Consider the following 13,593-nt stretch of genomic DNA (forward strand, 5'->3'; position numbering starts at 1 on the left):
TCAACATGGAATTTTTCAAGATCCGCAAGGACATCCCCTTCATGCGCCATGCGCTGGTGTTCAACGTCATTTCGTTGGTCACCTTCCTCCTGGCCGTGTTCTTCCTCGCCACCCGGGGCCTGCACCTGTCGGTGGAATTCACCGGCGGCACCCTGATCGAGGTCAGCTACAGCCAGGCCGCCGACCTGGAGAAAATCCGCGGCGCCCTGGGCAAGTCCGGCTTCTCCGACTACTCGGTGCAGAACTTCGGCTCCTCCCAGGACGTGCTGATCCGCCTGCCCCTGAAGTCCGAGCAGAACACGGCCAAGCTGGGCGAGTCCGTCATGGCCGCCCTCTCCGCCGAGGACGCTTCCGCCTCCCTGCGCCGGGTCGAGTTCGTCGGCCCCCAGGTGGGCAAGGAACTGGCCGAGAACGGCGCCATGGCCCTGCTGGTGGTGATCATCGGCATCGTCATCTACCTGGCCTTCCGCTTCGAATGGCGCTTCTCGGTGTCGGCCATCATCGCCAACCTGCACGACGTCATCATCATCCTGGGCTTCTTCGCCTTCTTCCAGTGGGAATTCTCCCTCTCGGTGCTGGCGGCGGTGCTGGCGGTGCTGGGCTACTCGGTGAACGAATCCGTGGTGGTCTTCGACCGGGTGCGGGAAACCTTCCGCAAGGCCCGCGGCATGACCACGCCCCAGGTGCTGGACCACGCCATCACCAGCACCATCTCCCGCACCATCATCACCCACGGCTCCACCCAGATGATGGTGCTGTCCATGCTGGTGTTCGGCGGCGAGACCCTGCACTACTTCGCCATGGCCCTGACCATCGGCATCCTCTTCGGCATCTACTCCTCGGTGCTGGTGGCCAGCCCCCTGGTGATGTGGCTGGGGGTGTCCCGGGAGCAGTTCATCAAGGCCCCCAAGGCCAAGGACCCCAACGTCAGCGACGACGGCGCCTGCGTCTGAGTCTGGATCAGCAACGGCCGGTTACATTCGGCCACAGCCCCGCCCCTGCGGCAGGGGCTACAATTCGACGGGTCGCCTGCCACCGCGGGCGGCCCGTTTTACTTGCATGAGGGAGAAACACTCGTGAGCACGCAGAAAATCAAGGTGTGGGACCTGCCCACCCGCCTCTTCCACTGGCTGCTGGCCGCCCTGGTGCTGGGCGCCGTGGTCACCGGCCAGGTCGGCGGCAACGCCATCTTCGTTCACGGCAAGCTGGGCCTGGCCATCGTCGGCCTGCTGGTGTTCCGTCTGGTGTGGGGCGTAGCCGGTTCCACCTACGCCCGCTTCAGCCAGTTCGTGCCCGGCCCCGGCGCCATCAAGGCCTATCTGCAGGGCCGCTGGCAGGGCCTGGGCCACAATCCCCTGGGCGCCCTCTCCGTCCTGGCCCTGCTGGCCCTGCTGCTGTTCCAGGTGGTATCCGGCCTCTTCGCCAACGACGACATCGCCTTCCGCGGCCCCCTCATGGACCTGGTGGGCAAGGATCTCTCCGACACCCTCTCCGGCCTGCACAAGGGCGCCTTTCCCCTGATCCTGGCCCTGGTGCTGGTGCACGTGGGCGCCATCGTCTTCTACGCCCGGGTGAAGAAGGACAACCTGGTCAAGCCCATGCTCACCGGCTGGAAGGAGCTGCCGGCAGCACAGCCCGCCGTGCCCGCCACCGCCCATGCCCAGGGCGGCGGCCTGGTGGCCTTCATCGTCGCCCTGGCCCTGGCGGCCCTGGCCGTCTGGGGCGCTTCCGGCGTCTGGATCGCACCGCCGCCCCCGCCGCCGGCATCGGCACCGGCCACGCCCAGCTGGTAAGCGTCGAGTCCCCCAAAGAAAAGGCCGCCCACGGGCGGCCTTTTCTTTGCCTGCACGCTCCGGACAGGACGACGCCAGGGTCGCCTGCCGGGCGCAAGGACCTCAGTCCTTCATGCGGAACTTGTCGTGGCAGGACTTGCAGGTCTCGCCGGTCTTGCCGAACTGGGCCTTGATGGCGTTCACGTCGCCGCCGGCAGCCACTTCGGCCAGCTTGTTGGCTTCGGCATTGAAGGCGCGGGCGATCTTGCCCACTTCCTCCTGCTGCTGGAAGAACTCGGGCTTGACCCGGGTCTTCTGGCCGCCGGCGTCCTTGTCGGAGCCGGGCACGTAGAGGGCGCCCATGCCGGAGTGGCGATGGCGGCGATGGTGCGGGCAGCGGCCAGGACCTGGTCCTTGTTGTAGGCAGCCGGGTTGTCGATGGTCTGCTCCTTGATCTTGCCCATGTTCCAGGACATGTAGGAGTAGCCGGCCTTGCGGTACTTGATGGCGTCTTCAGGCTTGACCTGGGCGGAAGCGCCGGCGGCCACGGCCAGGGCGGAAAGGGCGAGCAGGAGCTTGGGCAGTTTCTTCATGGCATTTCTCTCGTGTTGTGGTTTGAATGGAAAGGCTGACGGTGGCACCGCAAGGCGCGGCGCAACGACGGGCAATTATACGACTCAAGGCAATGGCATATCAGCCGGCGTCAATGTACGGCACCCACCGGACAAGACCGGAGCAACAGCCTGGAAACGGCCGCAGATGCGGCTGCCAGCCGGGCTGGGAGCAAGAAAAAAGGCGGCCGCAGCCGCCCTTTTCCACCGGATTTTTACAACTTTTACACGGCAAAGACGTGCTTGGCGCGCAGGGTCTTGCCCTCGGCCGCCAGCTGGATCAGGCGGTCGATATTGGGATGCTTGCCCGGATGCAGCTTGGCATCCTCGCTGTGCTCGGCATAGATCTCGATGCCCTTCAGCGCGGCCTGGGGCGTGATGGCGCCGTAGGTCTGGGCCAGGTGGTTGTAGACGGCGACGGAACCGGCGCTGCCCGGCTTGTTCTCGATGGTGGCGACGGTATTGCCTTCGGCATCGAGCAGGTTGATGGCGGCCAGGTGGGAAATGCCCGGCAGCTTCTTCAGATTTTCAGCAAAGCTCATGGGGAAACTCTGGTTGTGGTTCTTGGGAGAAAAAAATCAGCGCCGGCGCAGCATGCCGAACAGCACGCCGGTGATGGCGCAGGCCGAGGCGATGCCGAAGGCGATGGCCTTGATGCCCCGCTCGGGCCCGTAGGCGCCGAGCAGCAGGCCGGCCAGCAGCAGGCCCAGCAACAGGCCGGCCAGGCCGCCCTGGCGGGCGCCCCGGACCATGGCCTTCTGCCGGGCTTCAAGACAGTCGGGGCAGAGGTCGCTCCGACGGTCCTCCATGGGCTGATCGCAGCGGGGGCAGCGCATGGGCTTAGATGCGCTTGGCCAGTTCGGCAGCCTTGCCGGTGTAGTCCCAGGGCGTCAGCTTGAGCAGTTCGGCCTTGGCGGCTTCCGGGATTTCCAGGGACTGCACGAAGGTCTGCATGCCTTCGCGGGTGACGCGGGTGCCCCGGGTCAGTTCCTTGAGCTTCTCGTAGGCCTGGGGCACGGCGTAGCGGCGCATCACGGTCTGGATCGGCTCGGCCAGCAGTTCCCAGTTGGCGTTGAGGTCGTCGTGCATGGCCTGGGAATTCACTTCCAGCTTGTTCAGGCCGCGCAGCAGGGAATCGTAGCCGAGCAGGGCGTAGCCGAGGCCGACGCCCATGTTGCGCAGCACGGTGGAGTCGGTCAGGTCGCGCTGCCAGCGGGAAATGGGCAGCTTCTCGGAGAGGTGCTTCAAGACGGCGTTGGCCAGGCCCAGGTTGCCTTCGGAGTTCTCGAAGTCGATGGGATTGACCTTGTGCGGCATGGTGGAGGAACCCACTTCGCCGGCCTTCACCTTCTGCTTGAAGAAGCCCAGGGAGATGTAGCCCCAGACGTCCCGGTCCAGGTCGATGAGGATGGTGTTGGTGCGGGCGAAGGCGTCATACAGTTCGGCCATGGCGTCATGGGGCTCGATCTGGATGGTGTAGGGGTTGAATTCCAGGCCCAGGCTCTCGACGAAGCGCTTGGCGAAGCCTTCCCAGTCGAAGCCGGGGTAGGCGGCCAGGTGGGCGTTGTAGTTGCCGACGGCACCGTTGATCTTGCCCAGCAGGCCGACTTCGGCGATGCGGACGCGGGCCCGGTTGAGGCGATAGACGGCGTTGGCCAGTTCCTTGCCCATGGTGGAAGGCGTGGCGGGCTGGCCGTGGGTGCGGCTCATCATGGGCACCTCGGCCAGTTCATGGGCCAGGTCGCGCAGGCGGCCAATGACCTTGTCCAGGGAGGGCAGCATCACCTCGTCCCGGGCGGCCTTGAGCATGAGGGCGTGGGAGAGGTTGTTGATGTCTTCGGAGGTGCAGGCGAAGTGGATGAATTCGGTGACCTTGGTGACTTCGGCGTTGGCCTTGGTCTTGTCCTTGATCCAGTATTCCAGGGCCTTCACGTCGTGGTTGGTGGTGGCCTCGATGGCCTTCACCTCGGCGGCCTGTTCGGGGCCGAAACCGGCCACCAGGGCATCCAGCTCGGCCACGGTGGCGGCGGAGAAGGCGGGGATTTCGGCGAAATGGGGTTCAGCCGCCAGGGCCTTGAGCCATTCGATTTCCACCTGGAGGCGGCGGCGGATCAGGCCGTACTCAGAGAACTGGGGACGCAGGGCATCCACCTTGCCGGCATAGCGGCCGTCCAGGGGGGAAAGGGCGGTGAGAGCGTGAAGAGACATGGAATGGGTATCCTGTTGAGCCAAGAGCGGAATTTTACCCGCCGGGCAAAGGTCTGGGCAAACCGGAATTGCCGTCCCCGAACCAGCACGGCATGGCGTACGTGACTTGCTTGGCAGGGGACGGTGGTCCGGGGTGTTATACTTTGCCTCCCCATCCGGCCGGGCCTGCCCGGTCGAAAACACGCATACAGACAACGAGAAGCTCATGAAACTGATCGGTTCCTACACCAGCCCCTTCGTGCGCAAGGTACGGGTGGTCCTGGCGGAAAAGAAGATCGAGGCCGAGTTCGAAATCGAGTCGCCGTGGACGCCGGAAAGCCGCGTTCCGGAGCACAACCCCCTGGGCAAGATTCCCGTCCTGCTGCTGGACGACGGCACGCCCCTGTTCGATTCCCGGGTCATCGTCGAATACCTGGACAACGTCACCCCCAACAACAAGCTGATGCCCGCCCCCAACCGGGAACGCATGGAAGTGAAGCGCTGGGAGGCCCTGGCCGACGGCCTGCTGGAAGCGGCGGTGGCCACCTTCCTCGAAGGCAAGCGGCCGAAGCAGAAGCAGGATGGAGCCACCATCGCCCGGCAACGGGAAAAGATCCAGCGCACCCTGGACTACATGGCCAAGGAACTGGGCGAGAACCCCTGGTGTATGGGCACCCACTTCTCCCTGGCGGACATCGCCGTGGGCGTCGCCCTGGGCTACCTGGACTTCCGCTTTGCCGACATCGAATGGCGGCCGGCCTATCCGGGCCTGGCCCGCATCCACGAGAAGCTGATGCAGCGCCCCGCCTTCAGCGACACCCTGCCCCACGACTGAACGCCAGGGCTCGGCGGCCATTGCGCCTCCCCGAAAAAGGCTGCCCGCGGGCAGCCTTTTTTCTTGCCCCCGGCATTATCCTAGGGCGAAAGGGGACGGTTTTTCGGTAGAGTAGGGACTATCGCCGGGACACCGGGGTCAATGCAGGCAGAGGCAGGAGGCTGGCATGGAATATGGGCACGATCATCCCACCCGCCACATTCTGGTGGTGGACGACGAACTGAGCATCCTCCATGCCGTGGAGCGGGAGCTCAAGGGCCGCCGCCTGGGCCGCTATGCCTTCACCGTGGCCGGTTTCACCGACCCGCGCCAGGCCCTGGTGGCCGCCGAGCGGCAGACCTTCGACGCCGTCATCAGCGACTTCCGCATGCCGGGCATGGACGGCCTGGAATTCCTCAAGGCCCTGGCGGCCATCCAGCCGGACTGTCCCCGCCTGGTCCTGAGCGGCCAGACCGACATGGACAGCCTGGTGCGCATGGTCAATGAAACCCACATCTACCGGTTCATCGCCAAGCCCTGGCCGGCCTACATGCTGCAGGCCGCCCTCGCCCAGGCCATCGACTACGCCGAGACCCTGGCCGAAAACCGGCGCCTGGCCAAAGCGGCGCGCCAACGCCAGCTGTCGGAACTGCTGCCGGAACCGGCGGCGGTGGAACAGCTGCTGATCGTGGACGACGACATGGGCGTGCTCAACAGCCTGGCCCGGGTGCTCACCCACCACAGCAAGTCCGACGGCCTCTTCGCCGCCATCCTGGCCGAACAGCACGGCCAGCCCCGCCGCCGGACCCTGGCGGAGGACCACATCAGCGTCCAGATCACCCCATCCCCCGCCTACGCCCTGCAGATGGCGGAGCGGGTCGCCTTTTCCTGCATCATCGCCGACTACCGCATGCCGGAGATGAACGGGATCGAACTGCTGCAGCGCTTTGCCGCCCGCCAGCCGGACTGCAGCCGCATCCTCATCAGCGGCCAGATCGGCGAGGCCGAACTGGCCCAGGCCATCCAGCAGGCCCACATCTTCGCCTTCGTCGAAAAGCCCTGGAGCGACTTCGAACTGAAGGCCAACATCGCCCTCGCCCTGGCCCAGCATCGTCTGCAGCTGGAAAACCGCTGGCTGGCGGCATTCATGCGGCCGGAGGCGGAGCCGGCGGCTTCCGGAGTCTTCCCAGGATGATTGAAAACGACCTGCCCGAGGCGGGGGGCGCCCCCCTGCACCAGGAAACCGTCCTGGTGGTGGACGACACCAAGGAAAACCTCACCGTCATCGGCGAGCTGCTCAATCCCCACTACAACGTGCGCATCGCCAACAGCGGCCAGCGGGCCCTGAAGGTGGCCAACAGCACCCCGGTGCCGGACCTGATCCTGCTCGACATCATGATGCCGGAGATGGATGGCTACGAAACCCTGGCCGAGCTGCGGGCCAATCCGGCCACCCGGCACATTCCGGTGATCTTCGTCACGGCCCTGGATGCGGACGAGGACGAGGAGCGGGGCCTGGCCCTGGGGGCCGTGGATTACATCGCCAAGCCCATCCGCCCGGCCATCCTGCTGGGACGCATCCGCACCCAGCTGGACCTGAAGCTGGCCCAGGACCAGCTGCGCCGGCAGAACGCCTCCCTGGAGGCGGAGGTGCAGCGCCGGGTGGCGGAAAACCTGGCCATCCAGGAACAGGGGCAGCGCAACGAGGCCCGTCTCAACCGCATGCGGCAGCTGATCCTTTCCTCCGCCAGCGAAGGCATCTTCGGCGTGGACGTGGAGGGGCGCATCAATTTCATCAACCCGGCCGCCACGGCCCTGCTGGGCTACACCGAGGAGGAACTGCTCGGCCAGGACTCCCACCGCATGCTGCACCACTCCCACATCGACGGCAGCCACTACGCCGTCGAAGACTGCCCCATGCACCTGTGCCTGCACTCCGGCATCACCATCCGGGACCGGGAAAGCACCCTCTGGCACCGGGACGGCACGCCCCTGCCCCTGGAGTGCTCCCACACCCCCATCGTCGAGGACGGCAGGATCATCGGCGCCGTCACCACCCTGCGCGACATCCGGGACCGCAAACGCTACCTGGAACAGCTGGAGCGCCACTCCAACTACGACGAACTGACGGACCTGCCCAACCGCAACCTGCTCTACGACCGCCTCAACCACAATATCGAGGTGTGCCGCCGCAGCGGCATGAACATCGCCGTCCTCACCCTCAACCTGGACCGCTTCAAGAGCATCAACGACACCCTGGGCCGGGCCGCCGGCGACCAGGTGCTGCGGGAAGTGGCCCAGCGCCTGGGGCGCCAGGTGCGCAAGATGGATACCCTGGCCCGCCTCGAAGGGGACGAGTTCGTGCTGGTGGTGGAGGTGGCCACGGCCGAGCAGTCCAGCGCCTTCGCCCAGCCCATCCTGAAGGCCCTGGCCAATCCCTTCCACGTGGCGGAGCGGGAGTTTTTCCTGTCCGGCAGTATCGGCATCGCCACCTTTCCCAAGGATGGCGACAACGGCGAGGAACTGCTGCGCAACGCGGATGCCGCCATGTACAAGGCCAAGACCAAGGGCGGCAACCGCTTCCAGTTCTACACGGCGGAAATGAACCAGCGCTCCCTGGAGCGCCTGGACCTGGAAAACGGCCTGCGCCGGGCCATCGACCAGGGCGAGCTGGTGGTGTACTACCAGCCCCAGGTGAACCTGCGCAACGGCGCCATCATCGGCGCCGAAGCCCTGGTGCGCTGGCAGGACCCGGAGAAGGGCCTGGTCATGCCCGGCTCCTTCATCGCCCTGGCGGAGGAAACCGGCCTCATCGTGCCCCTCGGCGAATGGGTGCTGCGCACCGCCTGCAGCCAGAACAAGGCCTGGCAGGACGCGGGCCTGCCCAAGATTCCCGTGGCGGTGAATCTGTCCGCCCGCCAGTTCGCCGCCCAGGATGTGGTGGAGCTGGCCGCCCGCATCCTGCACGACACCGGGCTGGCCCCCAACTACCTGGAACTGGAGCTGACGGAGAGCGCCGTCATGGCCGACGCCGAGGCCTTCATCCGCGCCACGGAAAAGCTCAAGGGCCTCTCCATCGCCCTCTCCATCGACGACTTCGGCACCGGCTTCTCCTCCCTCAGCTACCTCAAGCGCTTCGCCATCGACCGGCTGAAAATCGACCAGACCTTCGTCCGCGACATCACCCACGATCCCGACAGCGCCTCCATCGCCCTGGCCATCATTTCCCTGGCCCACAGCCTGAAGCTGCTGGCCATTGCCGAAGGGGTGGAGACGGAGGCCCAGCTCAATTTCCTGCGGGCCCGCAATTGCGACGAAATGCAGGGCTACTTCTTCAGCCCGGCCCTGCCCGCCGACGAATTCGAGGCCATGCTGCGCCAGGGCCGCAAGCTGGAGTTCCAGCCCGAGTCCAAGGTGCCCGGACGCACCCTGCTGCTGGTGGACGACGAACCGGGGATTCTCTCGGCCCTGAAACGCCTTTTCCGCCGCGAAGGCTACGTCATCCTCACCGCCAACAGCGGCAAGGAGGGCCTGGACATCCTGGCCGGCCACGACGTCGGGGTCATCATTTCCGACGCCCGCATGCCGGAGATGGACGGTGCCGAATTCCTGGGCAAGGTGCGGGCCATGTACCCGGACACCATGCGCATCATCCTTTCCGGCTACACCGACCTGAAGGCCGTCACCAGTGCGGTGAACCGGGGCGAACTGTTCAAGTTCCTGACCAAGCCCTGGGACGACGGCGAACTGCTGGAAACCATCCGGGACGCCTTCCGCCAGTACGAAATGCGCAAACCGCCGCCCGCCGACGGCGCCGCGCCGGAGCACTGAGGCCGGCTGGGAAAGCCGGCCGTGCCTGTGCTACCCTTTTGACATGTCCCGCCGCCCCAGCGTGCGGCCACTCCCTCATTCAGGAATGCAGATCGTGGACCAAAACAACATCCGCCACATCCTCGTTGTGGACGACGAGCCCAACATTGTCAGCGCCGTGCAACGGGAGCTGGCCTCGCCGCCCCACGGCCGCTACCGCTACCAGGTGACCGGCTGCACCGACCCGCTGCAGGCCCTGGCCAAGGCCCGGAAACAGAGTTTCGACGCGGTCATCAGCGACTACCGCATGCCCGACATGGACGGCCTGGAGTTTCTCAAGGAACTGACCCTGTTGCAGCCCGAATGCGCCCGCCTGGTGCTGAGCGGCCAGACCGACATGGCCACCCTGATCCGCATGGTCAACGAGACCCACATCTACCGCTTCATTCCCAAGCCCTGGCACGACTACTACCTGAAGAGCTCCCTGGCCCAGGCCATCGGCTATCACCAGACCCTGCGCCAGCACCGGGAACTGGCGGCTGTGGTGCGGCAGCGGCAGATCAGCGTGCCGCCCCTGCCCGAAGGCAACATGGAGCAGATCCTGATCGTGGACCACGACCCGGGCGTGCTCAGCTCCCTCTCCCGGGTGCTCACCCACCACTCCGAGGTGGACGACCTCTACCTGGCGATCCGTGCCGAAGTGGCCCACGCCACCACGCCGGTGCTGCAGGAAGGCAAGATCAGCGTGCAGGTCACGCCCTCGGCCCGCCACGCCCTGGAGCTGGTGAAGAACAACACCTTCTCCTGCATCATCGCCGACCGCAAGATGCCGGAAATGGACGGGGTGGAGTTGCTGCAGCGCTTTGCCGACCTGCAGCCCGACTGCTTCCGCATCCTCATCAGCAACGAAATCTGCGAAGGCGACCTGATCCAGGCCATCGGCGGCGCCAACATTTTCGCCTTCATCCAGAAGCCCTGGAGCGATTTCGAACTGAAGACCAGCATCGCCCAGGCCCTGGCCCAGCGCCGCATGCTCCTGGAAAACCGGCAACTGGCCGAGATCGTGCAGCAGGCCGGCGCCGTGTAGCACCGGGGCCGGCCCCGCGCCGGCCCGGCCACAGCCGGTTTTACCCTCCCTTTAGCGGATGACGCCGCCGCCCAGGCAGACCCGGGACTCGTACAGCACCACCGACTGCCCCGGGGTCACGGCCCATTGGGGTTCGGCGAAATCGATCAGGCAGGATTCCCCATCCACCCGCTCCACCTCGCAGGGCGCATCCTCCTGCCGGTAGCGGGTCTTGGCGCAATAGACCCAGTGGGGCCGCGGTGCCCGGCCCGAGACCCAGGACAGGTCATGGGCTTCCAGGCGGCCTGAGAGCAGGGCTGGGTGGTCGTGGCCCTGGACCACGTAGAGCACGTTGGCCGCCACGTCCTTCTTCGCCACGAACCAGGCATCGTGCTCGCCGTTGGCCTTCTGGCCGCCGGCCAGGCCGCCGATGTGCAGGCCCTTGCGCTGGCCGATGGTGTGGTAGGTCATGCCGTCGTGTTCCCCCAGCACCTTGCCGCTGTCCAGATCCCGGATCTCGCCCTTCTGCGGCGGCAGATAGCGCATCAGGAAATCCTTGAAGGGCCGCTCGCCGATGAAGCAGATGCCGGTGGAGTCCTTCTTCGCCGCCACGTGCAGCCCTTCTTCCAGGGCCAGCTTGCGCACGTCCCGCTTGTACCAGTCGGCCAGGGGGAAGAGGGTCTTGGAGAGCTGGGCCTGGTTGAGGCGGTGCAGGAAGTAACTCTGGTCCTTGGTGCCGTCCTCGGCCTTGAGCAACTGGTACTCGACGCCGACACCGGCCGGATGGGGCACTTCCCGCACCCCGGCATAGTGGCCGGTGGCGATCTTGTCGGCTCCCAGCTGCATGGCGTGGTCGAGGAAGGCCTTGAACTTGATTTCCGAGTTGCACAGGATGTCCGGATTGGGGGTGCGGCCGGCCTGGTATTCCTTGAGGAACTCGGCGAAGACCCGCTCCTTGTACTCCTTGGCGAAATTCACCACCTCCACGTCGATGCCGATGGTGTCGGCCACGCTCATGACGTCGATGAGGTCCTGGCGGGAGGAGCAGTATTCCTCGTTGTCGTCGTCCTCCCAGTTTTTCATGAAGAGGCCCACCACCTTCCAGCCCTGGCGCTTCAGCAGCAGGGCTGCGACGGAGGAATCCACCCCGCCGGAAAGACCGACCACGACCGTACCTTTTTCCTGTGCTGCGCTCATTGCTTCACCTGTCTTTCCATCTGTTCCTGGACCGCCTCGGCGACCCGGTGCCGCACTTCCGGGTCCCGGCCGTCCAGCCAATCCTCGAAGGGGATGACGGCCGGCGTCTCCCCGTAGTCAAAAAACCAGCTATCCACCGCAAATTTCTCCCCGTTGCCGTCCTCGATGGCGGCGGTCCAGTGATCGAAGATCAGGCCGCGGCGCCGCATCTGGCGGGACAGCAGGGTGTGGTAGCGCAGCCAGCCGCGGCCGGCCAGCAACTCGATGAAATGGGTGGTGTTGGTGGAGTGGTCGATGCAGTCCATGCGCCCCTCCACCGCGTCGTCCTCGGAATTGCCGCCCTTGTCGCGCCAGATGGGCGTCTGGGTGCCGGCGATGCGGTACAGGCGGGCCACCGCCTCGGCCAGGAAGCGGCGCTCGGACTCGGCGTCCCGGGCCTTGAGCATGTCCCGCCCGATGGCATCCAGCTGGGCCCGACTCACCTCCACTTCCGTCTGCACCGTGCAGCCGTAGTTGTAGCAGAGTCCCACCGGCTCCGCGGCGGCCCCCAGGGGCAGCCCCAGAGCCAGCAGTGCGACGACAAGGACTCTCATGAATAGTGGGTGATGAGGTCCAGGGGATGGCGCTTGCCGGCCACGTAGTCCTCGATGCAGCGCAGGATCAGGGGGCTGCGGTGGCGTTCCGCCGTGGCCCGCACCTCCTCCAGGGTCAGCCAGCGGGCGCCGATGATGCCCGTATCCAGGGCCCTACCTTCCTCGAAACCTTCGATCTCGCCGGTGAAGGCGAAGCGCAGGTAGGTGATGTCGCCGGCCGGCCGCGGCCACTGGTAGATACCGACCAGGGCGGTGGGACGGAAACGGTAGGCGGTTTCCTCCAGGCACTCCCGGGCACAGGCATGCACCAGGGACTCGCCCTCGTCCAGATGGCCGGCAGGCTGGTTGAAGCGCAGACCGTCGTCGGTCTCTTCTTCCACCAGGAGAAAACGGCCGTCCCGCTCGACGACGGCGGCCACGGTGACATTGGGTTTCCAGACGGGTGCCATGGGAATTCCGGATTGCGCAAAGGCCGCATTTTACCCCCAGGCCCAAGGCCGGGGCCAGCCGTCATGCCGCGCCGCACCAATGCAGGCGGTGCGGATTTGGGCTAGAATTTCGGACTTTATCGAACACGCAGCGAACGGAGATTCAACATGTCTATGTCGGACCGCGACGGTTTCATTTGGCAAGACGGCAAACTGGTGCCCTGGCGCGAAGCCACCACCCATGCCCTCACCCACTCCCTGCACTACGGCATGGCCGTGTTCGAGGGCGTCCGGGCTTACCAGACCGACAAGGGTACCGCCATCTTCCGTCTGCAGGACCACACCCAGCGCCTGGCCCGTTCCGCCCACATCTTCCAGATGGCCCTGCCCTACAGCCAGGAAGAGCTGAACGAAGCCCAGAAGGAAGTGATCCGCGCCAACAACCTGGAATCCGGCTACATCCGCCCCCTGGCCTTCTACGGCTCCGAGAAGATGGGCGTTTCCCCCAAGGGCGCCAAGGTGCACGTCATCATCGCCGCCTGGCCCTGGGGCGCCTACCTGGGCGAGGAAGGCATGCAGCGCGGTATCCGCATCAAGACCTCCTCCTTCACCCGCCACCACGTGAACATCACCATGGTGCGGGCCAAGGCCTCCGGCAACTACATGAACTCCATCCTGGCCAACAACGAAGCCCTCACCGACGGCTACGACGAAGCCATGCTGCTGGACCCGGAAGGCTACGTCTGTGAAGGCGCCGGCGAGAACATCTTCATCGTCAAGAACGGCAAGCTGTACACCCCGGACCTGACCTCCTGCCTGGAAGGCATCACCCGCGCCACCGTGATCCAGCTGGCCGGCGAAATGGGCATCGAGGTGGTGGAAAAGCGCATCACCCGCGACGAAGTCTATTGCGCCGACGAAGCCTTCTTCACCGGCACCGCCGCCGAAGTGACCCCCATCCGCGAACTGGACAACCGCCAGATCGGCGTCGGCCACCGCGGCCCCGTCACCAAGGCCCTGCAGGAAAAGTACTTCGACGTGGTCAATGGCCGTTCCGCCGCCCACGCCGACTGGCTGGCCTTCGTTTAATCCTTTCGCCCGTTCCGAGACCGACC

Annotated in this window: 13 protein-coding genes and 1 pseudogene; 7 read left to right on the top strand and 7 right to left on the bottom strand. The window is 65.7% G+C overall.

The features are described from left to right. Positions 1-5: 5 nt before the first annotated feature. Positions 6-953: a protein translocase subunit SecF gene (secF, locus tag AC3QLZ_RS05620; RefSeq protein WP_014238336.1), complete on the top strand. Its 948-nt coding sequence runs from the start codon at positions 6-8 to the stop codon at positions 951-953. A 123-nt stretch (positions 954-1,076) separates the two neighbouring features. Beyond that, positions 1,077-1,793, top strand: a complete 717-nt coding sequence (locus AC3QLZ_RS05625) for a cytochrome b/b6 domain-containing protein (protein ID WP_014238337.1) — start codon at positions 1,077-1,079, stop codon at positions 1,791-1,793. A gap of 102 nt (positions 1,794-1,895) precedes the next feature. Here AC3QLZ_RS05625 and AC3QLZ_RS05630 read toward each other — a convergent pair. The 4 genes and pseudogenes from AC3QLZ_RS05630 to purB form a co-directional block, all read right to left on the bottom strand. Further along, positions 1,896-2,365, bottom strand: a pseudogene (locus AC3QLZ_RS05630) (c-type cytochrome). 242 nt (positions 2,366-2,607) lie between these two features. After that, entirely contained in the window at positions 2,608-2,925 is a 318-nt protein-coding gene (locus tag AC3QLZ_RS05635; protein WP_014238339.1) for a DUF2322 family protein, read from the bottom strand. A gap of 36 nt (positions 2,926-2,961) precedes the next feature. After that, positions 2,962-3,192, bottom strand: a complete 231-nt coding sequence (locus tag AC3QLZ_RS05640) for a hypothetical protein (RefSeq protein ID WP_152089589.1) — start codon at positions 3,190-3,192, stop codon at positions 2,962-2,964. Positions 3,193-3,223: 31 nt separating this feature from the next. Then, complete coding sequence (gene purB, locus AC3QLZ_RS05645) at positions 3,224-4,591, bottom strand: adenylosuccinate lyase (protein WP_014238341.1); 1,368 nt, start codon at positions 4,589-4,591, stop codon at positions 3,224-3,226. Between the two features lie 205 nt (positions 4,592-4,796). On the opposite strand from purB, the gene AC3QLZ_RS05650 reads away from it, so the two are divergent. The 4 genes from AC3QLZ_RS05650 (at position 4,797) to AC3QLZ_RS05665 (ending at position 10,281) form a co-directional block, all read left to right on the top strand. Further along, positions 4,797-5,405 carry a glutathione S-transferase gene (locus tag AC3QLZ_RS05650; RefSeq protein WP_014238342.1) on the top strand — a complete coding sequence of 203 codons (609 nt, stop codon included), beginning with the start codon at positions 4,797-4,799 and terminating at the stop codon, positions 5,403-5,405. Between the two features lie 166 nt (positions 5,406-5,571). Then, positions 5,572-6,579, top strand: coding sequence for a response regulator (locus AC3QLZ_RS05655; RefSeq protein ID WP_492783463.1), 1,008 nt, complete (start codon positions 5,572-5,574; stop codon positions 6,577-6,579). Next, positions 6,576-9,215, top strand: a complete 2,640-nt coding sequence (locus AC3QLZ_RS05660) for an EAL domain-containing protein (RefSeq protein WP_014238344.1) — start codon at positions 6,576-6,578, stop codon at positions 9,213-9,215. Before AC3QLZ_RS05655 ends, AC3QLZ_RS05660 begins: the two co-directional genes overlap by 4 nt. An 85-nt stretch (positions 9,216-9,300) precedes the next feature. Continuing rightward, on the top strand, positions 9,301-10,281 hold the full coding sequence (locus tag AC3QLZ_RS05665; RefSeq protein WP_492783464.1) for a response regulator: 981 nt from the start codon (positions 9,301-9,303) through the stop codon (positions 10,279-10,281). Positions 10,282-10,332: 51 nt separating this feature from the next. Here the strand turns inward: AC3QLZ_RS05665 and mnmA are convergent, their stop codons facing one another. Genes mnmA through AC3QLZ_RS05680 form a run of 3 tightly spaced genes read right to left on the bottom strand, consistent with a single transcriptional unit; the run spans position 10,333 to position 12,499 of the window. Next, positions 10,333-11,457, bottom strand: a complete 1,125-nt coding sequence (gene mnmA, locus AC3QLZ_RS05670) for a tRNA 2-thiouridine(34) synthase MnmA (RefSeq protein WP_130458941.1) — start codon at positions 11,455-11,457, stop codon at positions 10,333-10,335. Continuing rightward, a complete protein-coding gene (locus AC3QLZ_RS05675) occupies positions 11,454-12,050 on the bottom strand; it encodes a hypothetical protein (protein WP_492783465.1) in 597 nt (198 codons plus the stop codon). Before AC3QLZ_RS05675 ends, mnmA begins: the two co-directional genes overlap by 4 nt. Continuing rightward, positions 12,047-12,499 (bottom strand): NUDIX hydrolase, encoded by a 453-nt coding sequence (locus AC3QLZ_RS05680; protein ID WP_014238348.1) that lies wholly within the window; start codon positions 12,497-12,499, stop codon positions 12,047-12,049. Before AC3QLZ_RS05680 ends, AC3QLZ_RS05675 begins: the two co-directional genes overlap by 4 nt. A 147-nt stretch (positions 12,500-12,646) precedes the next feature. Here AC3QLZ_RS05680 and AC3QLZ_RS05685 point away from each other — a divergent pair, with 147 nt between their 5' ends. Beyond that, positions 12,647-13,567, top strand: coding sequence for a branched-chain amino acid transaminase (locus AC3QLZ_RS05685; RefSeq protein ID WP_014238349.1), 921 nt, complete (start codon positions 12,647-12,649; stop codon positions 13,565-13,567). Positions 13,568-13,593 lie beyond the last annotated feature (26 nt).

The organism is Azospira sp. MPR-LB4, assembly GCF_058809525.1.